The sequence below is a fragment of the Flavobacterium sp. N2038 genome (genome assembly GCF_025947185.1).
Lineage (GTDB): Bacteria > Bacteroidota > Bacteroidia > Flavobacteriales > Flavobacteriaceae > Flavobacterium.
This window is the reverse complement of sequence record NZ_CP110001.1, coordinates 1,163,822-1,185,462: the sequence shown is the minus strand read 5'-3', so window position 1 is coordinate 1,185,462 and position 21,641 is coordinate 1,163,822. Positions and strand designations below refer to the sequence as shown.

Annotated in this window: 16 protein-coding genes; 5 read left to right on the top strand and 11 right to left on the bottom strand. The window is 32.5% G+C overall.

What is annotated here, in order from left to right:
• Positions 1-164 precede the first annotated feature (164 nt).
• Entirely contained in the window at positions 165-569 is a 405-nt protein-coding gene (locus OLM51_RS05255) for a helix-turn-helix domain-containing protein (protein ID WP_264553333.1), read from the top strand.
• A gap of 54 nt (positions 570-623) precedes the next feature.
• Here the strand turns inward: OLM51_RS05255 and OLM51_RS05250 are convergent, their stop codons facing one another.
• From OLM51_RS05250 to OLM51_RS05205, 10 genes are all read right to left on the bottom strand, one after another.
• Positions 624-2,042 carry an FAD-dependent oxidoreductase gene (locus OLM51_RS05250; protein ID WP_264554275.1) on the bottom strand — a complete coding sequence of 473 codons (1,419 nt, stop codon included), beginning with the start codon at positions 2,040-2,042 and terminating at the stop codon, positions 624-626.
• A gap of 260 nt (positions 2,043-2,302) precedes the next feature.
• The gene (locus tag OLM51_RS05245; RefSeq protein ID WP_264553332.1) at positions 2,303-3,244 is read right to left on the bottom strand and encodes an AraC family transcriptional regulator; all 942 of its coding nucleotides are present in this window, start codon (positions 3,242-3,244) and stop codon (positions 2,303-2,305) included.
• Positions 3,245-3,324: 80 nt separating this feature from the next.
• Positions 3,325-4,701, bottom strand: coding sequence for a hypothetical protein (locus OLM51_RS05240; RefSeq protein ID WP_264553331.1), 1,377 nt, complete (start codon positions 4,699-4,701; stop codon positions 3,325-3,327).
• Between the two features lie 94 nt (positions 4,702-4,795).
• A complete protein-coding gene (locus OLM51_RS05235; RefSeq protein ID WP_264553330.1) occupies positions 4,796-5,926 on the bottom strand; it encodes an FAD-dependent oxidoreductase in 1,131 nt (376 codons plus the stop codon).
• 63 nt (positions 5,927-5,989) lie between these two features.
• Complete coding sequence (locus OLM51_RS05230) at positions 5,990-6,757, bottom strand: helix-turn-helix domain-containing protein (protein WP_264553329.1); 768 nt, start codon at positions 6,755-6,757, stop codon at positions 5,990-5,992.
• Between the two features lie 23 nt (positions 6,758-6,780).
• The gene (locus OLM51_RS05225; RefSeq protein ID WP_264553328.1) at positions 6,781-8,163 is read right to left on the bottom strand and encodes a DUF1399 domain-containing protein; all 1,383 of its coding nucleotides are present in this window, start codon (positions 8,161-8,163) and stop codon (positions 6,781-6,783) included.
• 7 nt (positions 8,164-8,170) lie between these two features.
• Complete coding sequence (locus tag OLM51_RS05220) at positions 8,171-8,674, bottom strand: endonuclease V (RefSeq protein ID WP_264553327.1); 504 nt, start codon at positions 8,672-8,674, stop codon at positions 8,171-8,173.
• A 32-nt stretch (positions 8,675-8,706) separates the two neighbouring features.
• Positions 8,707-9,765, bottom strand: coding sequence for a hypothetical protein (locus OLM51_RS05215; RefSeq protein WP_264553326.1), 1,059 nt, complete (start codon positions 9,763-9,765; stop codon positions 8,707-8,709).
• Between the two features lie 66 nt (positions 9,766-9,831).
• Positions 9,832-11,160 (bottom strand): sensor histidine kinase, encoded by a 1,329-nt coding sequence (locus OLM51_RS05210; protein ID WP_264553325.1) that lies wholly within the window; start codon positions 11,158-11,160, stop codon positions 9,832-9,834.
• Position 11,161: 1 nt separating this feature from the next.
• Positions 11,162-12,508, bottom strand: a complete 1,347-nt coding sequence (locus OLM51_RS05205) for a sigma-54-dependent transcriptional regulator (protein WP_264553324.1) — start codon at positions 12,506-12,508, stop codon at positions 11,162-11,164.
• Between the two features lie 273 nt (positions 12,509-12,781).
• Between OLM51_RS05205 and OLM51_RS05200 the strand changes: the two genes are divergently transcribed.
• From OLM51_RS05200 to OLM51_RS05185, 4 genes are read left to right on the top strand one after another with little or no spacing between them, the layout of a single operon-like run.
• Entirely contained in the window at positions 12,782-13,492 is a 711-nt protein-coding gene (locus tag OLM51_RS05200) for an ABC transporter ATP-binding protein (protein ID WP_264553323.1), read from the top strand.
• A 4-nt stretch (positions 13,493-13,496) separates the two neighbouring features.
• The gene (locus tag OLM51_RS05195; RefSeq protein ID WP_264553322.1) at positions 13,497-15,908 is read left to right on the top strand and encodes an ABC transporter permease; all 2,412 of its coding nucleotides are present in this window, start codon (positions 13,497-13,499) and stop codon (positions 15,906-15,908) included.
• 1 nt (position 15,909) lies between these two features.
• Positions 15,910-18,327, top strand: a complete 2,418-nt coding sequence (locus OLM51_RS05190; protein WP_264553321.1) for an ABC transporter permease — start codon at positions 15,910-15,912, stop codon at positions 18,325-18,327.
• A gap of 1 nt (position 18,328) precedes the next feature.
• Positions 18,329-20,752, top strand: coding sequence for an ABC transporter permease (locus OLM51_RS05185; protein ID WP_264553320.1), 2,424 nt, complete (start codon positions 18,329-18,331; stop codon positions 20,750-20,752).
• 87 nt (positions 20,753-20,839) lie between these two features.
• Here OLM51_RS05185 and lpxA read toward each other — a convergent pair whose 3' ends face one another.
• Positions 20,840-21,607, bottom strand: coding sequence for an acyl-ACP--UDP-N-acetylglucosamine O-acyltransferase (lpxA, locus tag OLM51_RS05180; RefSeq protein WP_264553319.1), 768 nt, complete (start codon positions 21,605-21,607; stop codon positions 20,840-20,842).
• Positions 21,608-21,641: the final 34 nt, after the last annotated feature.

Here is a 21,641-nt window from a genome sequence, read left to right as displayed (position 1 = left end):
TCTTTTTATTAATTAATTTTGAGTAGCAATCTTAATTTCTTATTTATTGTTTGTGCGAAAAATTGTATTTTTGTTTCGCGCTTGTTTTGAATTTCTGTAACTCACAGTTTAAATTATGTTTTTTACAGTTCCGGTTTATTATACTTAATTATTATCTTTGAATTATGAGCACACTATCAAGACCAAAACATATCGGAAGAAATATAAGTCGTATTCGCGAACTTCGTGATATGAAACAGGAAGCATTGGCACAAGCTTTAGGCACTAGCCAGCAAACAATTTCTACTATTGAAAACAGCGAAACTATAGATGATACTAAACTGGCTGAAATTGCAAAAGCACTAGGTGTAACTGCAGAAGCTATTAAAAACTATAGCGACGAAACTATATTAAATGTTATCAGCAGTCATGATAACTCAACAATAAGTGCAATCAATATTCAACCTAATTTTAATCCGCTTGATAAAGTAGTAGAACTTTACGAAGAAAAGGAAAAACTTTATGAACGTTTGATCCAAGCAGAAAAAGACAAAATCGAATATTTAGAAAAATTATTAAAAGGAAAATAACCTTTTATAAAAGATACATAATGCAAAAAGAGACTTTCGAGTCTCTTTTTATATTTATTCTCTTTTCTTTAAGCAGCGTCCTCTCGGCTCATCGCCCTCATGAAGTACAATATCAGAATGAAGAAATTCTGCAGCAGCTGCAGAATCTTTTACTTTTACAGCACTACGTTTTAGCATTTCTGCTTCAAACACATTCAATACACTTTCTCTAAGTCCGGCTTCTCTCCATTTAGACAAAGGTCTGCATTCTTTGGTGATGGTTCGGGCCAGCGAAAGCGCATCCAGCAAGGCCTGATTGGCTCCCTGCCCTTTAAACGGACTCATTGGGTGCGCAGCATCTCCAATTAAGGTCGCTTTTCCTGCTTTCTTCAAGACTTCTGCATGAAGTAATTCACGGTCGTATACCGGATAACCTGAAATTTGAGCTTCGTGAGTTGCTTCTAAGATTTGAGGAATTGGATCATGCCATTGTGTTCTTTGGCAAGCTTCATCTTTTAGTGCTTTAGTTCCTTTGGCGCTTAATGCTTTTGCTTCTTCTTCCGGCATCGGGAAACTTAATTGCCACATTACCGAATCTGATTTATAAGGCATAATATAAATGCGCTCATTGCCATTTGCAGTCTGAAATACCGTTGCCGAATCTAACAAAGAATTATCCAGACCTTCAAGCGCACTCAAAGGACAAATACCCAATATTACAATACAACCCAAATAACGCAAAGGAAAAACATCTTCACCAAACAACAACCTGCGTACAGCACTGCGAATACCATCTGCACCAACTACAAGATCTGTTTTAACGTGTTTTAGTTCTCCATTTACCTGAAAGCTCAACTCGATACTTTCGTCTTTGTTGTCTTTAAAATCTATTAATTGATGCCCCCACTTCACGACATCATTTCCGCCAAGCTGCTCAAGCAATGCCAAACGCAATGATTGTCGTGCAATATGTATATTGGAACGTTTCTGAAATGTTTTTGTATCAGACGGAATCCATTTTCGTACTCCCCATTCACCAATTACTTTTCCTTCTGTAGTATGAACCAAATGTCTGGTTGAAACTACACCATCTTTTAAAGTAAAAATTCCTAATCCGTTGATTGCTTTACTGGCTTGCTGCAGCGTAAGTCCATAACCCTGAGACCGGGCTTCAAAATTATGATCACGTTCAAATAAGGTAAAGGGAATTTTGCGGTGCAAACAAGCTACAGCCAGAGCCACACCACCTATTCCGCCACCAATAATGGCAACATGAGGATAATTTTCTGTATCTGCTATGGGAAAATTTACAGCAGAAATCAATCCGGATCCTGAGCAATTCGGACACACAATTTTATGAGCCTTTGGCCGAACTGGTGCAGTTCCCTGTTTGTCTGACTTTTCAAATTGCTCTAATTCTAACTGATAACGAAGTCGTATTTTCTTGCTCAGCCTTTGGCTTTTTTTACCAAGTCCCTGGCATTCCTCGCACATCGTCCAGCATGTTTCTTCCTTTTTCACTCTTTTTACTTCCTCTTTATTATCAGCGTTTTGTCTCTTACAAAAGTGCTGCAAAATTAAAACAAAAGATTACCAGTACAAAACTACTTTGGAATTATAAAAAAATCACAAACAACTATTATAATTTCAGTTTAATAGCAAAACCTATTTTTGTAAAAGGAAAAAAGAATACCAATGATAATTTCATTTATTCTAAAATTAAATTAATAATTAGGATCTAAAATTCCGAATGATCAAAGCAATTTAATCGGGATATAAATGTCGATGATATGAAAATTTTGCGGATGCGTTTTAGGATCATTTAAATGGCTTAAAAAGAAATTTCTGTTATCGGGCTGGTAACCATTTTCTTCAAACCAGACATCATAAATGTAATTCCAGGTTTTAAAACAATCCGACATAGGAGCTTCTTTATGAAAAATGGCATACAATCCCCCACTTATCACAGTATTGCCTATTAAACCTTCACCAGAAATTTTTTCAGGAACTGATAAACAAACATCTGCCTGAAGCATTCCCGATAAATTAGCATTACTTCTGTAAACCGTTAACGCTTTGGTATCAGGAAAATTAATTAAATTCCTTGGAGCTGCCCAACTAAATAGTTTTTCAAACATCTGACCAAATGCTTCACTATCGTGTTGATGAATATTAAGATTTCTTACATAGATAACATTAAATTCTTCCAGTTTTTTAATTTCAAAATCAAGTTTTACTTCTTCACTCATTTGATTATTTTTTAAGTTATTCAATTTGAGTGCAAGGTAATCCTGGATTTTATCCTGCATTTGTCCAATATTGCTATCTGTTATACCAATATTGCTTTTTTTAAATGACTCCCGCCATTCGGTTGGTGTTACGCCTCTTGCTTCACGAAAACTTCTTGAAAAAGATGAAATACTTAAAAAACCAGAATCGGCTGCAATTTCATTAATCGTTTTGGACTGGTTGTTCATTAAGAAAAAAAGTGCTCTTTCTATTTTGGCATTCTTTACAAATTCATTTACCGTTATCCCTGTTACAGATTTAAAAATTCTGTGATAATGAAACTTTGAAAAACTGGAAAGTGAAGCCAGTTTTTCTAAAGAAAGTTCTTCACCAAGGTTTTCCTTAATATAATCGATACTTCTATTGATTCTAAAGTAATACTCTTTGATAGATTCTTCCCTGGTCATTTTAATAGTATTATAATTCTATCAGGTAACATATAATTCTTAAGACTTTTTTAGATTTTAAAATTTGCCAAAACTAAAATTTACAACGTTTTTATAGTTTTAAAAAGGGCTTCAATCGTTGATTTTTTCTGATTCAAAATAATCAACTGACTCTTATCATTCAACAGAATTTTATCGGCAAATTCTTTGTCTGCTTTAAAATGCCAATTTTTTAATTCTTTAAACTTAGTTTTAACCAGTTTTAAACTTTCGTTACTATTATTTGAAACTATAATCACTTTTGTCAGCGGTGTTTTTTGCATTTTATCAATACTATTTTCTGTAAACTCAGAATCATATTCTGTTCTGGATCGGTAGCGAAATAATTTCCCTATTGCTTTAAAATCCTCTTCATTCTCAGAAATCACATATCTGTATGTCATTATATTGTCAAGTTCATTAATCCAGTCCGGAAAATTAAGTTCATAACACTTAATGTAGCTATCAATAAAATTTTTATCGATTGGTTTCTTTTGATTGATATATTCTTTTACTAATGGGTAGATTTGTTTCGCCATCAGATTAATATATTTTTTATTATACCAGTCTCCGGTGTCGATTTTACCATCTAAATTTTCAAAAACATATCCATTTCCTAATGCAGTTGCCAAAACTTCATTCATAAGCTGATAGGCATAATTACTACATTTGGATTTATTTTCTTTAAAATAAGTATCTATTTGTGTTTTTACTTCAAGCGATTGCTCGTCATAAATTATGTGATACGTTTCGTGCAGCATTACACTAAACAAATCTTTATAGGATTTTAGATCAGTTTGTACGGCACTAATAAAATTATTACAAAATGCCTGAGCTGTAAATCCTTTGGAATTGGGTAATGGATAAAAAGCTGCCACAAAGGGAATGGAATTATCCCAACTTGAATTATAAAATAATAAACCCGTTTCAAAATAATTCTCTATTTGGCTCTCTTTGGAGTATTTCTGAATGTTGCCAAGTTGTGCTTCAAATTTTTCTTTATTAGGATTATATATTAGTTCATTATAAATAGGCGTAAATTCCAAAATACTTTGTGCTAAATCATTTAAGGTCTGATTTGGAATCATTCCTATAGATCGAATTTTAAAATCTCTTAAATTTTCTGTTTCAATAAGGTTCTTCATCAAAAAATCTTGTGTTTGCATGTTTTTTTTAGATCCATATGGAAACTCTTCAAAGCGATAACTGTAATAAATATTTAGCTGATCAAACTTTGAAACTATATTTTTGTACTTCTCGGTAAAGTATTTTGATTTTTGAAATTCACTTTTGAATACATTTTCAGGGTAGTTTTCAGAAAGGTTCTGCATGAAGATAAAAACCGCCAATTGCTCCGAATATCTAATAGTAAAAACAGGTTTTTGTCCGAACATCAAAGCAGTAAAAAATACAAAAAACACCAAAAGTCGATTTCTCATAATATTGATTAAGAATAAAATTCATTTTTAACGAATATAAGAAATATCGTAGTTTAAATTACTTTAAAATTTAAGCCTAAAATCTGATTGTAATTTATCCGCCGACAAACCCCATAAAAGAAAATCCGGCATCCTGCATCATCAATTCATTTTCTCTGGTTTCCTTCTGTGCCTTGTTTGCATAAACAAACATTTGTTTTTCGTAATCTAAAATTGCACTTTCAATAGTCTCAAACTGTCCGCTTAGTAGATTCTCAGACAAAATCATGGCATCTACCAAACCAATATTTGCGCCTTGTCCTGCAAAAGGAGGCATTAAATGCGCCGCATCTCCTATAAGTGTAATAGGCAAAGGGCGGTTTTTCTCCCATTTATTTAATGGGATTTTCCGTGTTGGCAGTCCCATAAAAACCGATGTTACACGAAATAATTGGGTGTAGGTTTCATTCCAATCTGAAAATCGATCTGCAAGAAACGAACTAATACTTTCTGCGTTTCTAAAATCCAGGTTATTTTTTATAGTCCAATCCAAAGGTGTTTTAAAAATCACATTGTAACTCAATGAATCTTTGTTTTTAGGATTTGCAACTAATAGATTACCATTGTATGCCGTCATTAATATATTTCCCTGACATAAATTTAAGAACTCTTTGCATTTCATTTCGGCCTGAGAAATTTCACCCTGAATCATATATGTTCCGGTTTCTTCGACTTCGGCATCGGTAATATATTTTCTTATGGCCGACATTCCTCCGTTTGCCCCAATAACAAAATCAGTCGTTGCGGTTTGGTTCTTTTCAAAATGCAAAATCCATTTTCCGTCCTTTGCTTCCAGGTTGGTCACTTTACTATTCCAGGCGACTGTATTAGATTTTAAACTTTCAAGTAACAAAGTTCTTAAATCATTTCTGTTAATTTCAGGATTATCCCGCGCTTCTTCGGGAGTTATTTTCTGACTCCTCAATATATTCCCTTTTTCATCAGCAATGGTTCTTCCCATCGCGATTGCCTGTTCATAATATCGTTCTAACAGTCCCGCTTTTTTCATTGCTTCCTGCCCGGAACCTTTATGTAAATCTAGTGTTCCGCCCCAAATTCTGGTTTGGGCATCTTTATCTCGTTCGTAAACTGTAACGTCTATTCCCTTTTGCTCAAGTAATATTGCCATAGTCAAACCAACAGGTCCGGCTCCAATAATGGCTATTTTTTTATGATGTAGTAACATGATTTTGTATGGTTTAATTACGATACAAAATTGCAAAGATGCTTATTGCCGAAATAGTAAAAATCAGTCGTTTTTTTGAGGAGGCAATTTTTTAATGGCCAGAATATCCATAAAACGATCATTGGTATTTTTGCTCAGCTCTTTTGGCGTAACCCCCGAATATTTTTTAATTTCTTTGATGAAATGATTTTGATCGGTAAAGTTCAGTTCCGGAAAAAGTTTGCCTTCGCTTAAATCTTTAAATGAAGATCCAAAACGCAAAATCTTACAATATTCTTTTAGTGAAATTCCGAATTGCTGATTAAAATATCTATTAATTTGGCGGCTGCTCCAAAACACTTTTTCAGAAAGCTCTTTTACTGTAATTGTTCCATGTGAAGAGTAAATCAATTCAAACAGTTTCTTTTTCCTTTCATCAATACCTTTTGAAGAAATTGATTTTATTTGCTGTGTTACCTTTTTTCGGAAATTTTCTAAACTTTCTGTATCACTTTTTTCAAATTGCCAAACGTCATTTAAAATTGCTTTTCCGTCATTCAAAACATCTTTAATAGAATCTCCAAATAAATATTCTACTGCCAAAAGCTTAAAACCAACAGAAAATATTTTAGCCTCTTTAGTAATTATCACCTGACTTGGCATTGTGTCCAATCCGCGAATTGACATTTCCCAATTTTCAGAATTCATTTTCATGAGCGTCAAATCCACCATTCCGTTCGGAAGTATTGTTCCGGGAATAGCAGCGCCCGTTTTGTTCTCCACCATCCAAAAGCTGTGAACAAAATGCGAAATAGAATCTTCGGGTAAAAGAGATTGGATGGTTAGATTCATCATTAAATTATTAAGCAAAAAAATTAATCTCCGCCACAGCCTCCGCATGAACTGCCACAAGAGCTTCCGCAAGAACTACTGGATGAGCTGCTACATGAGCTACCACAAGAACTACCACCGTCGGAACGATTACCATTAGAATTAAAAATAGAACTGGTGTACGACGTGAGCGGAATAATGGAAACCGCAATTGCCCCATGAAAAAAATAATTCCATTGCCAATCGTAACCAGCATTGGTCGCAACTCGTTCTTGTTTAAAACTGAAATAAACCGCTTCAAGAAACAAATAATTAGTCATTTTCTTAAAATAATGATTCGAAATTATTCCTATAATAATCATTATAGAAATAAGAATCCAAACTGCTTTTCCTCTAGAAACTCCAATAATAATCCTACTGAAACCTATACTTAAGAGTAAGCCAAAAACAAGCAATACTATTTTAAAGATATTTAAAAAGGGCTTTGAGTTCACAATAGTATCCCGAATTTTTCCAACAGCATTTTCGAGCTGTCTATACAACGGTTTGCTTTTGATGATTTGACTGAGTTGCGAATAGGGCATAAAATCATATTCTTCCATGATCTTGATAACACAGTTTTCGTATTGATTATTGGTTAAAGTTGCGTTGATCAGCTTTAATTTGTTTCCAACAACTTCTACTTTTTTGGTTTCGGCCAAATTATTTACAACGCCATGAATTACGAAATCCAATCGGTCCTTTTGCAAATACACCAATTCGAAAGGGGTAAGATGACTTATAATTAATTTATTTTTCAGATCTTGAATCAATTCCATACAGGATCTTTTTACAAACCGCATCAATAAAATAGTTCCAATCACAAATAAAAAAATATAATACCAAACAAAATCTGGATTCCCTATTTGAACTAAAACCGGCTTAAGCAATAATGATAGTGGAAAAATTAAAAGCAAAAAACTTCCTAAAAAAATCATCTTCAGCATAGTGAGATCCAGATTCGAAATATCTAATTTCAATGAATTCATCGGATCCTGATATTCCCAAAATTCTTTCGGCTGACTTCCAAAATTCATCTCATAAATGTTTTTGGTTGCTTCTTTTGCTCTTTTAAATTTATCAAACTCAGCTTTATTGTGAGTCGAAGGAATGTGTTCTATTTTCTTTGACAAAATTGTACATAAATCTGAATATGATTTAGTAAAGATCAAATGCTGGTGCCAAACAATGTCAACAATTTCAGAGGGCGAAACCATTTCATTTGAAATTGCTGCTAAGTACATGAATTTTTTATATTCAAGAATTGCTGTTTTTGTAAAATAGATTGTCCAGCTGTTTTCAAATGCCAGTCGGGTTGAAAATCCATATTCTTCAAACGCATTATCTAAATCGAATTTTTCAATTTCTGACCAAAGAGTTTTATCCATAAATATTTTAAGGTTCCTTTGTTAATCGATCCATTTCTTTCAGTAAAGTTGGAATTCGAAATTCACCTGCCATACTTTCAACTTTCTCAAAAGCATCTTCCAAATCAATTCCAATGGAAGTTATATACAACGGTTTTTTACTATCACCTCTAAGCAATGGTTTTTTATCTTTTTCGATACTGGCAAAATTAGTTTTGGCCACACCAATAATCGGAATTTCTTTGTTCAGTTTTTCATATAAATGTCCGCCCAAACCGTATTTTTTATCGTCATCTAAATATACAAAACCGTCAACAATTATAATATCGACTAACTTTAAATCAATATTATTTAATAAGCTAAGAATACAAGGCAATTCTCTTTTATAAAATTCTCCCGGAATATACTCTGAGACATTATCAATAATTTCTGTGTGAATTTTGAAATCTTTTTCCTGATTCCAGTCTGTAAATTCAATGCAGATTGTTTTGGCTTTATTGTCGTAATAATACGTATCGAAGGCTAATATCATAAGTTTGAAAAGATAGTTTATGCGAATATAAATTAATAATATTCAATTTCATATCTAGTAGTTTCTTCTTCGTACTCTTCACCTTCATAATTCATTTTTCTAATTTTTAAAGTTTCATTACCAAAATCATCGTAGAATATTTCGGTTACTTCTTCTGAATCATTCCTGTCTTCAATATAGCTAATTAGACTTCCTTGATTATTATAATTAAATTTCTCACTTATTTTATTAATACCATTGTTCATTGTTTTTTCAATCATATTATCTTTTTCATCAAAGAAATATCCAAAATCAATCTCATACTTTGCATCCCAATCTGTATGTATCTCACAAGATATATTTTTAACGACCATGTTTTTCTCGTTATATTCATAATATTCTCCACGAATCAAATTCAAATGAACTATCGGGCCTTCCATAAAACACTCACATTCTTCCTCAAGTATTTTATTTCCAAATTCATCATATTGATACCTTATATCATTGGTAACAAACTCCATTGATAATAAAACATCAACTTTTTTTTCATGAACATCAAAAGTAAAGGCTTCCATCATTTCGAAATATTCTTCAAAAAACTGAATCCCCTGAAGACTATTATTTACAACAACTGGCTTTTCAAAATAGATTTCTCTAATAAGTTGTTTTTTGTCATTGAATTTCATAATCTCCATTGACTCCAGAATTCCTGAACCATTGTAATGTTTAGTATACTCTTCGTTATTCTTTACATTATATAGAGATGTACTTATAATTTGATCATCTGAATCAAATCTAGTTTGAGAACAAAGCTTTTGATTTTGATCGTATTTGTAAAAACATTTATTTACACAATCACCATAGATGTTTAAATCATAATCTTCTTCAACATTTTTTTCTTTATTGAATTTTTTAAGGTTTTTACCCTTTAAATTTCCTTTAAAATCAAATGTTTCAAGTAAAATACTATTATCAGTATAAGTGTAAACATTTACCTCCTTGAAAAATCTGTAATCTTCTTCTTTAATAATTTTTCCTTCAACATTAAAATATTTAGCATTATCAATTCCGTCATTTGAAACCTTTATATAAGATTTTATTTTACCATTCATGTTTGTTTGTTTTAAGTCAAGATTAGAATTTAATATTTCTTTTCAAATTCTCAGAATAAAAAATCATCAATTTTCAATCAAACAAATTTCAAAAACCGTTTTTTCATTTTCATTTTTATAATTGATGTATCCGCCATGTGCTTCTATGATATTTTTGGATAAAGTCAGACCAATTCCGGCACCTTCATTTCTGGTGGTAAAAAACGGAAGGAAAATTTTACTTTCTATTTCTTTTTCAATTCCTGTTCCGTTGTCTGCAATTTTGATAAAAATTCGGTGTTCTTTGGCTTCCGTCGAAATAAAAATCTGCTTCTGATTGGTGTTTTTAAGTGCATTGATCGAATTGGTTAAAAGATTTATCAAAACCTGTTCGATTTGCTGGGCATCAACATTAATCGAAGATCTGGAAGAAATGGTATTTACAATTTCGATATTTTCTTTTTTAAACAGAGGTTCCATAATTTGAAGACATGTATATACCAAATCCTGCAACTCTGTTTTTTGCTTTTTAGGAGAAGGCAACATTGCTAATTTTCGATAACCCTCAACAAACTTCTGCAAATGGTCGCTTCGTCTTAACATGGTACCAACACTGTTTTTAATATCTTCTAGATCTTCTGAGGACAAAGAATCCTGCTCGACCAAATCCTGAAGATTTTGACAAATAGAACGAATGGGTGTTATCGAATTTAAAAGTTCATGCGAAATCACTTTCATTAAATTAATCCAGGCATCCTTTTCTTTTTTCTCTACCACATTCTGAATGGAATCGAGTAAAACAATAAAATAATCATTTTCAAAAATTTCTGTACGCGAAGCCTGCAAAACAAAAGTTTGAGAATTTTGTTGATTAATACTAATTTCGATCGAAGTTTTTATTTCCTGAAAATCATCTTTATCAATAATCTCGCACAGCGAAGGCAAATGACTTTTTAGGTATTTCCATTTCGAAAATTTCGGAACATTAAAATGAGTCGAAAAATAATCATTCATCAAAAACACATTCCAGTCCTTTTCCTGTTTTTGCAGAATAATAATTCCGGTTTCGATATTATTTAAAATTGACGAGTAAATAATATCTTTTGATACTTGCTCATTCCGCTTGTTTTTTAGAATATCATACAACTGAAATAAATCATTTTGATTGGATTTATGTTTAGAAAAATCAGAACTAAAATCATTTTGTATGATAGAAGAAATGGTTTTGTCGTACAATAAAATGATGCTTTTTACATAATTATACAATTCGATAATTAGAAAAAAAACGATCAGAAAACCAAAAACAGGCGCAAAAACAAATTTGATTTTATGCAGATAAATAGAAAACTCAATTACTGTCAAAATCAAAATTAACCGCAGAAAAATAAGCTGATATGTTTTTAAAGATTTAAGCATACTAATTGGTACTGATGTTATATTTCTCCAGGCGACGATACAAAGAACCTCTTGACAATCCTAGTTCTTCGGCCGTTTTACTGATATTATTATTGTGTTTCAAAAGCGCTTTTTCTACCGTAGCTTTTTCAACAGAAGAAAGCTGAATATCATCCGGGTTTTCATATTCAGTAATTTGCTCCAAATCTAAATCTGAAACTGTAATTTTATTGTTTTCGCAGAGAATAACAGCACGCTCGATCTTATTCTCCATTTCGCGAATATTCCCGTTCCAGGCGTGTTTCTCGATTTGTTCCAATACTTTTTTATCAAAAGTAATTTGGCTTCGCCCGTATTTTTCACTGATTTTTTCTAATAGATATTCTGCCAGCGGAATTTTGTCTTCGTTTCTTTCGCGCAACGGAGGCAAAATAATTTCCATTGTATTGATTCGATAATACAAATCTTCTCTGAAATTTTTATCAGCAACTTCAAGTTTTAAATTCAGATTGGTCGCCGTGATAATTCTCACATTCAAAGGTCGTGCTTTTGTTTCGCCTAATCTTGTTACGGTTTTGGTTTGAATAACCTGCAATAATTTGGACTGTAAATGAAGCGGAACATTTCCAATTTCATCCAGAAAAATAGTGCCGTTTTGCGCCATTTCAAAACGTCCGGGTGTATCGGTTTTGGCATCAGTAAAAGCACCTTTTGCATAACCGAATAATTCACTTTCGAAAATATTTGAGTTTAATGACCCTAAATCAACATTGATAAAAGGCTGATCTTTTCTTTCAGACTGTGAATAAATATGATGAGCCAGAACAAACTTTCCGGTTCCATTTTCACCAAGAATCAAAACATTGGCATCTGTTTTTGCTACTTTATCAGCAAAAGAATAGGCTTTTTTTATAATCTCAGAATTGCCAATAAAAAAGTCATCGGCAATTTCCGGATTTTTTATTTTCTTTTGTTCTTTGCGTGCTTTTTCCACGGCTTGCTTTACCGATTCTAATAGTTTTATATTTTCCCAGGGTTTTAAGATGTAATCAAAAGCACCCGATTTTAAACCCTCGACAGCTGTTTCAACTTTTCCAAAAGCCGTCATTAAAATCACAACCGTTTTTGGCGAAAGTGTTTTTATTTCTTTCAATAAATACAGACCTTCTCTCCCATCTTCAAAACCTATTCTGTAATTCATGTCCAGCAAAACAACATCTATGGTGTTTTTTGCTAATAATTCGACAATATTTTTCGGATTATTGAGTGTATAAATATTCTCAAAATACTTTTTCAGATAGACTTTTGATGCAAAAAGGATGTCTTCCTGATCGTCGATGATTAAAATTGAAGCGTTGGTCTTTTTCATTTTTGTTCGTTTTTGGACGAAAGGTGTCCATTTATGGACAGTGAAGCTTTTTTCCAGAAAATAAAATCTTAAAAACAAAGCAGTTACAAGGTTTAAATTTTTGGCATGAAAATCACATTTGTTGTGATAAATCATTAATTATTAACCCCTTTCGAAAGTAAAAATAACAAAAAATCGCATTGTTAATTATCTTAATTTTCAGACGCGTTTCTTTTACTACCAAAGGGAAAATATTTACAAAGGAAAATCAATCAAAACTAAAAACAATCTACTATGATTACCATTAACAAGCTTTCAAAAGTATTTAGAACTGAGGAATTAGAAACCAGAGCATTAAGCGAAATATCATTAACTATAAACCAGGGCGATTTTGTTTCTATTATGGGACCATCCGGAAGCGGAAAATCAACTTTATTAAATATCATCGGGCTTTTGGATAGTGCATCAGATGGGAGTTATGTATTACTTGATCAGGAAATGGTTGGCTTAAAAGAAAAAGAAAAATCGAAAGCCCGAAAAGAAAATATCGGATTCATATTCCAGAACTTTAATCTAATTGATGAATTATCTGTTTTTGACAATATCGAATTGCCATTGATTTACAATAATGTTCCCGCTGGTGAAAGAAAATCAAGAGTAAATGAGATGGCCAAAATATTAGGAATCACACATCGATTAAAACATTTTCCACAGCAACTTTCGGGCGGGCAACAACAACGTGTAGCGGTTGCAAGAGCTTTAATTAATAACCCAAAAATTATTCTGGCCGATGAACCAACAGGAAATCTGGACAGTAAAAACGGAAACGAGGTTATGGAATTACTAACCGATCTTCACGCCAGCGGATCAACAATTTTGATGGTAACGCATTCTGATTATGACGCCTCTTTCTCGCAAAAAACTATTTTAATGAAAGACGGTGTAATCCTTTCTGAAAAAGTAAATCACAGAAATGTAGATGTTCTGGTAACTTCTAAAAACTAAAGTCATGCTTAAAAACTGGATCAACACATTTTTTTATCACATCAAAAACAATAAGCTGTTTTCGATTTTAAATGTTTTGGGACTTTCAATAGGAATGGCAACATTGATTTTTGCAATTCTTTTTTGGAATGATGAGCATGCTTACAACCAATGGAACCCGGAGAAAGACAAAATTTATTCGGTTCTAAACGACATTGGCCAAAATAATGTCTGGACATCAAATGCGGCTACCACGGGACCGATGCTAAAAGCAATTTCTCCTGATCTGGACAGTTACTGTTATTTTTATGCCGAATATGCCAAAGATGTGATTTCATATAATGGTAAAAAAGAAGTGCTGAATAAGATTTTTACGGCACAAAGTAATTTCTTTTCTTTCTTTCCGTACAAATTTATTCATGGAAATGGCAAAACGGCAATTCAGGACCGAAGTAGTATTGCATTATCTGACGAAACTGCCGAACGCCTTTTTGGTACAGAAAATCCGATGGGAAAATTAGTTCGATACGATGGTCAGGTTTTTACTGTTCGCGGCGTCTATCAACTTTCTGAAAAATCATCTGTAATGCCCGAAGCTGTTACAACAGTTATTGATGACGATTTAAAAAGAACAAAAGACGAATGGAGTTACCATTACGGCTTGATTCTGAAAATTAAAAATCCAAATGCGACAGATGCCATCATAAAAAATATGGATAAACTTTTCTTTGAAAATTGCTCTAAAGCGCAAGCAAAACAGGAAGGCTTAACGATTGATGAGTTTTTGAAAAAGTACGGTGATCCTGTAAAAACAAGTTTACTGCCATTGCCTGAAGCAAAACTATATTCTGGAAGTTCTCCATTTTCAGAACCAAATGGAAATTTGCAATATCTTCAGATTTTAATGGGCTTGTCAATATTGATTTTACTGCTTTCGATTGTAAATTATATTAATCTGGCAACTGCAAATGCGATAAAAAGAGCTAAAGAAATCGGAGTAAGAAAAATTACCGGCGCCACAAAAGGTCAGATTATAATACAATTTGTTTTTGAAACGGCCTTAATCACAGTTTTTTCAGCGTTGTTGGCATTGGTAATGGTTGAAATTTTATTGCCTTATTATAATTCTTTTCTAACTAAAGACCTGGTTCTTGTTGGATCGCAATTCTACATTCAATTATTGATAATTACGTTGCTCGTAATACTGGTTTCTGGAGTTTTACCGGCGATTTATGTTTCGAATTTTGAAGTATTAAAAGTCCTGAAAGGGAACTTTTCCCGAAGTAAAAAAGGAATCTGGCTTCGAAACGGAATGCTGGTTTTACAATTTGCAATTGCTGCTTTTTTTATCATCGGATCTTTCATCGTTTACAAACAGGTAAATTTTATGGCCGAAAAAGATTTAGGTTTTAAAGGAAAACAAGTTTTAGATATCACCTTTAAACCTAAAAAAGGAAAAACGCAATTTGACAGATATAAAGTCATCAAGCAAGAAGCCTCAAAAATAAAAGGTGTCGAAGCTGTTTCGACTGCTCTATTTGCAATGGGATCGCAGGAAAATTCATGGTCAAGTGCGAGTTATCAAAACAACAAACCATTTATAATTCAGGAAATGGCAATGGATTTAGATATGTTGGATATCTTGGATATTAAAGTATTAAAAGGGCGAAAATTAAATCCTGCTATTTCTTCGGACACTATTTCATCAGTGCTTTTAAACGAAAAAGCTGCCAAATTGATTGGAGAAAAAGACATTCTAAATAAAACTATTCTTTGGAGAGATGAAAAAGTAAAGGTTGTTGGCGTGGTTAAAAACTTTAACTATTTCGGACTTGAAAGCCAAATTTCACCTATGGTTTTCTTTTATGCAACCAAAATAAACGGAGTAAAAGATGACCTTAGACATATTTTTATAAAAGTCAAACCCGACAACATCTCCGAAACTATTGCTGGTATTAATAAATTCTGGGTACAAAAAGTAGATTCTGAATATCCTTTTGAATATAATTTTGTAGATAAAAATTACGCACGAAACTTTAAAAAATATGAAAACCAAAGAAACTTATTCGCCTTACTGAATATCATCGTAATCCTAATTGCTGTTTTCGGATTGTTTGCGCTAGCTTCTTTTTCTATGGAAAGAAGATTACGAGAAATCGCTATAAGAAAAACTCTTGGTGCAGAAACCAATATTTTGCTTAAAGATCTATCCAAACAATATGTTATTTTTTGTGTGATTGGCTTTTTAATCGGAATACTTCCAGCTTATCTTTTATTACAAAAATGGCTTGAGAATTTTGCGTTCCGAATTGACATTCCGGTTTTACCCTTTATAATTGCTTTTGCGTCTTTATTGTTTCTAACACTTACAATCGTTTTAGCAAAGGCATACCAAGTAACAAAAGTGGAGATTTTACGATATTTAAAATACGAATAAGATGCTAAAAAACTATATCAACATATTTATTTACCGCTTAAAGCACAACAAACTTTTCTCTTTCCTTAATATTTTAGGATTGTCAATAGGAATTGCCGGGCTGATTTTTGCCCTGCTTTATTGGAACGACGAACAAAATTATAATGCATGGAATCCTGAAAAAGACAAAGTATACCAGGTTTTGGTTCAAGTAACCGATATGCCCGCCTGGTCAGATTGTGCCTTATTCCTGAAACCAGCCTTAGACAAAGATCCAAATATCGAATCTACACTATATGCTGATTACTGGTACCAAAAGGATAAAATTATTTACAAAGGAAAAAAGGAATTTGTAGATAAAATTATCAATGTCGAACAAAATTTCTTTTCTTTTTTTCCTTTCGAAATTATTCAGGGCGATGCAATTTCAGCTATAAAAGATGATTCCAGCATTGCTATTTCAGATATTACGGCTAAAAGGATTTTTGGAAATGAAAATCCCATTGGAAAACAAATAAAATGCTTTGACCAGCTGTTTTCTGTAAGGGCCGTGTATCATATTCCCGGAAATTCTTCGATTGCGCCAAACGTCATCATCAATAAAATGAAGGAAATAACAACTTCCGGATTGATGAATCCGTTTATTTTAAAGTTATTATTAAAAGTAAAAGACCCGTCAAAAATTGATCTAACAAGACAGAAACTCGAAAGACTTTACAACCACGATTTTATTACGCGACTTGCCAAAGAAGCAGGTTTTACACCCGAAGTTATGGCTAAAAAGGTAGGTCATTTTACGGTTATTCTTGAACCTTTGTCAAAAGCCAGATTACATTCGGTAACAGATGGTTATCCTGAAACGCGAGGAAATTATCAGTTTTTGATGATCATGATGGGTTTATCTCTTTTGATTCTCATTTTGTCGATTGTTAACTATATCAATCTCGCCACTGCAAATGCAGTAAAACGAGCAAAAGAAGTTGGAGTGCGTAAAATTTCGGGAGCTTCTAAAAGCGATATTATCATTCAGTTTCTTTTTGAAACTATTTTTACAACCAGTTTCTCCATTTTACTGGCGTTGGTAATTGTAGAACTTGTTTTGCCTTATTACAACAACTTTTTAAACAAAAATATTATACTTCTCGCCAGTCAGTTTTATATACAATTGGTTGTGATTTTCATCATTACGGTTTTGGCTGCTGGATTATTACCGGCAATCTACATCTCCAATTTTAAGACTTTTAAAGTTTTGAAAGGAAATTTCGAAAGAAGCAAAAATGGTATTTGGCTGCGTAACGGAATGCTTATTCTTCAATTTGCAATTGCTGCTTTTTTTATTATTGGATCTAATATTGTATATCAGCAAATTAAATATTTACAAAACAAAGATCTTGGTTTTAAAGGCGATCAGGTAATTTCGGTTTCCTTAAATTTTCCATCAATTGAACATCAGTCAGAAAACGCAGAACAAATTATTCACAATAAATACAGCATCATAAAACAACAACTGTATAAAATTAAAGGCGTTCAACAAGTTTCGACCGGTCTTATTTCTTTTGATGGTTCAGATAATTCTATTTCTGCGGTTCTGTATAACGATGAACTTTTTAAGGAAAAAGTAATCAATTTAGATTATGGCATGTTCGAAATGCTGAATATTAAATTTATAAAAGGCAGAGATTTTGATAAAAAAATAGCGTCGGATACCGTTAATTCAGTTATAATAAATGAAACGGCTGCAAAACTAATGAATCTTAAATCACCGATTGGAAAAGAACTTGTGATACGAGAGCAAAAATTAAAAATCATTGGCGTTGTCAGGGATTTCAACTTAATGAGCCCAGAAGTAAAAGTGCCGCCAATTGCTTTTCATCATATTAAAACCTTTGATATGGCGCATAATATAGATAAAGTTTACATAAAACTAAAAGGTGACAATTTAGAAAACACGATCGCCAATATCGAAAAATTATGGTCGAAAGTCGATACCGAATACCCGTTTAAATATGATTTTGTAGACAAACAATATGCGAGAACTTATGAAACTTACTCCAAACAAAAAAGCTTGTTTTCATTACTTAATATTGTTGTAATTCTAATTGCTCTTTTTGGCTTATTTGCCTTAGCATCTTATTCTATACAACGACGAATGAAAGAAATTGCCATTAGAAAAACGCTTGGGGCTGAAACAAATGTGCTGTTGAAAGAATTATCGAAACAATATGTCTTCTACTGCATTATTGGTTTTTTAATCGCACTGTTTCCTGTTCATTTTTTATTGAACAAATGGCTCGAAAATTTCGCTTTTAGAATAGACATCAGCATAATACCATTCGTTTTAGGATTTTTCATTCTATTAATTCTAACATTAATAATTGTGCTTTCAAGAGCTTATACTGCAACAAAAACAGACATTTTAAAATATTTAAAATACGAATAAGATGCTAAAAAACTGGACCAATATATTTATTTACCAACTTAAGAATAACAAGTTATTTACCGCCCTGAATGTTCTGGGATTATCGATTGGAATTGCAGGATTAATATTTGCTTTACTTTACTGGAACGACGAGCAGAGTTATAATGCCTGGAATCCGGAAAAAGACAAAGTTTATCAGGTTTTAGTGCAGTTGACAGACACGCCTGTCGGTACCGATAATACAGTGTTATTAAAAGCGCATTTAGAAAAAGATCCCAATGTCGAAAACATTGTTTTTGCAGACAGTTGGTATCAAAAAAGCAAAATAATTTATAAAGGGAAGAAAGAATTCGTTGATAAAATAGTCAACGTTGAACCTGATTTCTTTTCTCTTTTTCCTTTTAAAATCATCAAGGGAAATGGTGGCGGTGCATTAAAAGACGGCGCAAGTATTGCGATATCTGAAGATCTTGCAAAACGCGTTTTTGACAATGAAAACCCAATTGGCAAACAAATTAATTGTCTTGACAATTTGTTTGTAGTTCGCGCCGTATATCAAATTCCCGGTAATTCTTCGATTGCACCAAATGTTGTAGTAAATCGAATGAAAGATCTTGCCGATCCGGCTCAGAGCCGAAGTCTGTTTGCTTTAAAAATACTTTTAAAAGTAAAAGATCCGTCAAAAGTAGAACAAACACGAAAAATGCTCGAAAAAGCATATTATGACGATGTGATTGTGAGAGAGGCAAAACAAGCTGGTTTTACGCCTGAAGAAATGACAAAAAAAGTGGGGCACTTTACCGTTTTCATGGAGCCGTTGTCAACAGCAAGATTACAATCTATTGCAGATGGTTACCCGGAAGGCCGTGGAAATTATCAGTTTTTACTAATTATGGCGGGATTATCGGTTCTGATTCTCCTTTTATCTATCGTTAATTATATAAATCTGGCTACAGCTAATGCTATAAAACGCGCTAAAGAAGTAGGAATTCGCAAAATTGTTGGTGCTTCAAAAAGCAATATTATATTGCAATTTATGTTTGAAACGATTCTAACTAGTTTGTTTTCAATCCTATTGGCCTTAGTTCTAGTAGAATTAACTTTGCCTTATTACAATAATTTTTTAAACAAGAATTTAATGATTATTGGAGGTCAATTCTATTTACAACTCATTCTAATTTTTGTCATTACAATTTTGGTTGCAGGAATATTTCCGGCAATTTATGTTTCTAATTTTGAAACATTAAAGGTCCTGAAAGGTAACTTTACAAGAAGCAAAAGTGGTGTTTGGCTACGCAACGGAATGTTGATTTTTCAATTTGCAATTGCAGCTTTCTTCATTATTGGTTCAAGCATTGTATATCAGCAAGTAAAATTTTTAAACGATAAAGATCTTGGTTTCAAAGGAGATCAATTGATTGCTATTGATTTAAATCTTCCACCCTCTTATTATGAAGGAGAAAACATTGACAAAAACATCTTCAACAAATACAATACGATAAGACAGGAATTAAATAAAATCGAAGGAGTTGAAAATGTTTCAACCGGACTTATATCTTTTGATGGTGCAGACAATTCGTTATCACCACTTTTATATCACGATATACTTTTTAAAGCAAAACATATTGGAATCGATTATGGAATGCTTGAAATGTTAAAAATCAAAATAGAAAAAGGCAGAGGACTAGATAAAAAATTTGCTTCTGATACCATAAATTCAATTATGATAAATGAAACAGCAGCAAAGTTGATGAACATGAAAAATCCAATTGGAGAAGAAATTCTAATTAGAAATCAAAATTTAAAAATTATTGGAGTAGTAAAAGATTTCAATCTACTAAGTCCTGAAGTCAAAGTTCCCCCAATGACCTTCTTTCACTTAGAAACTTTACATTTAGCACAAAACATGAATGTAGTTTATGCAAAATTAAAATCTAAAAATATTGACACAACCTTATCAGACATTGAGAAATTTTGGGAAACAAATGTAGACAAAGAATATCCTTTTAAATACGATTTTGTAGATAAGCAATATGCAAGAACGTATGAGTCTTATGTAAAACAAAAGAATTTATTTTCTTTATTGAATGTCGTTGTAATTCTAATAGCTCTCTTTGGCCTTTTTGCATTAGCCTCTTATTCAATTCAAAGACGCATGAAAGAAATTGCTATCAGAAGAACGTTGGGCGCAGAAACCAATACTTTACTCAAAGAATTATCCGGACAATATATTTTGTATTGCATCATCGGATTTTTAATTGCATTATTTCCTGTTTACTATTTTTTAACCAAATGGCTTGAAAACTTTGCCTTTAGAATTGACATCTCAATATATCCATTTCTTACTGGCTTCATTGTTTTATTATTTCTAACTCTATTAATTGTATTATCGAGAGCTTATAAGGCAACCAAAACCGATATTCTGAAATATCTGAAATACGAATAGAAAAGTATATGGTGATATTTTCATCTTTAATTTTAATTCACAAAAGTAGAAAGCCTCCAAGACACAATACTGGAGGCTTCTTTTATTCTAGATTCCTTTTACAATTCCGCGTTTTGATAATTTAATAAAATTCAAAATTTCATCACGCTCAAAAGTTGGCTCAAAATTTAGCTCTATTAATTCCAAAGCGGTTTTAGTATTTCTTTTTTCCTGAAAAATAATTCTGTAAATTGATTTGATTTCTTCAATTTTATCAGAAGAAAATTCTCTTCTGCGAAGACCCACAACATTTAAACCGGCGAATCGTAAAGGCTCATGAGCTACAGTTACAAAAGGAGGAATATCTTTCACAATTCTGCTTAAACCACTAATCATGCTATAACTTCCAATTCGGGAAAACTGATGTACAGCGGTTAGCCCACTTATATTAACAAAATCGCCAGTAACTACTTCACCCGCCATACCAACACTAAAACCAATAATACAATTATTACCAATAGTACAATCGTGCCCAATATGAGCATTTGCCATAATTAAATTAGAATTTCCTATGCGGGTTATTCCTTTTGAAGAAGTACCACGGTTTATCGTAACATTTTCTCTGATGATGTTATTATTACCAATTTCGACCAAAGTATATTCATTATTAAACTTTAAGTCCTGAGGAATTCCCCCAACTACAGTTCCGGAATGAATTTGGCAATTATTACCTACTCTCGAACCGCTTAAAATTGTTACGTTATTACCCAACCAGGAATTATCACCAATGATCACATCATCTTCGATTGTGCAAAAATTTCCAAAATGAACATTCTTTCCAATAATTGCCCTTTTTTCTATTACAGAATTTTTCAATAGTGCTTAATTTAATAATAACACAAATATTGAA

Excerpts from the sequence above, each read along its gene's own strand:
- OLM51_RS05245 (WP_264553332.1), bottom strand. The coding sequence starts at position 3,244 with ATGACCAGGGAAGAATCTATCAAAGAGTATTACTTTAGAATCAATAGA.
- OLM51_RS05230 (WP_264553329.1), bottom strand. The coding sequence starts at position 6,757 with ATGAATCTAACCATCCAATCTCTTTTACCCGAAGATTCTATTTCGCAT.
- OLM51_RS05190 (WP_264553321.1), top strand. The coding sequence starts at position 15,910 with ATGCTAAAAAACTATATCAACATATTTATTTACCGCTTAAAGCACAAC.
- OLM51_RS05255 (WP_264553333.1), top strand. The coding sequence starts at position 165 with ATGAGCACACTATCAAGACCAAAACATATCGGAAGAAATATAAGTCGT.
- OLM51_RS05240 (WP_264553331.1), bottom strand. The coding sequence starts at position 4,701 with ATGAGAAATCGACTTTTGGTGTTTTTTGTATTTTTTACTGCTTTGATG.
- OLM51_RS05205 (WP_264553324.1), bottom strand. The coding sequence starts at position 12,508 with ATGAAAAAGACCAACGCTTCAATTTTAATCATCGACGATCAGGAAGAC.
- OLM51_RS05210 (WP_264553325.1), bottom strand. The coding sequence starts at position 11,160 with ATGCTTAAATCTTTAAAAACATATCAGCTTATTTTTCTGCGGTTAATT.
- OLM51_RS05235 (WP_264553330.1), bottom strand. The coding sequence starts at position 5,926 with ATGTTACTACATCATAAAAAAATAGCCATTATTGGAGCCGGACCTGTT.
- OLM51_RS05200 (WP_264553323.1), top strand. The coding sequence starts at position 12,782 with ATGATTACCATTAACAAGCTTTCAAAAGTATTTAGAACTGAGGAATTA.
- OLM51_RS05215 (WP_264553326.1), bottom strand. The coding sequence starts at position 9,765 with ATGAATGGTAAAATAAAATCTTATATAAAGGTTTCAAATGACGGAATT.
- OLM51_RS05225 (WP_264553328.1), bottom strand. The coding sequence starts at position 8,163 with ATGGATAAAACTCTTTGGTCAGAAATTGAAAAATTCGATTTAGATAAT.
- OLM51_RS05220 (WP_264553327.1), bottom strand. The coding sequence starts at position 8,674 with ATGATATTAGCCTTCGATACGTATTATTACGACAATAAAGCCAAAACA.
- OLM51_RS05250 (WP_264554275.1), bottom strand. The coding sequence starts at position 2,042 with ATGTGCGAGGAATGCCAGGGACTTGGTAAAAAAAGCCAAAGGCTGAGC.
- OLM51_RS05185 (WP_264553320.1), top strand. The coding sequence starts at position 18,329 with ATGCTAAAAAACTGGACCAATATATTTATTTACCAACTTAAGAATAAC.
- OLM51_RS05195 (WP_264553322.1), top strand. The coding sequence starts at position 13,497 with ATGCTTAAAAACTGGATCAACACATTTTTTTATCACATCAAAAACAAT.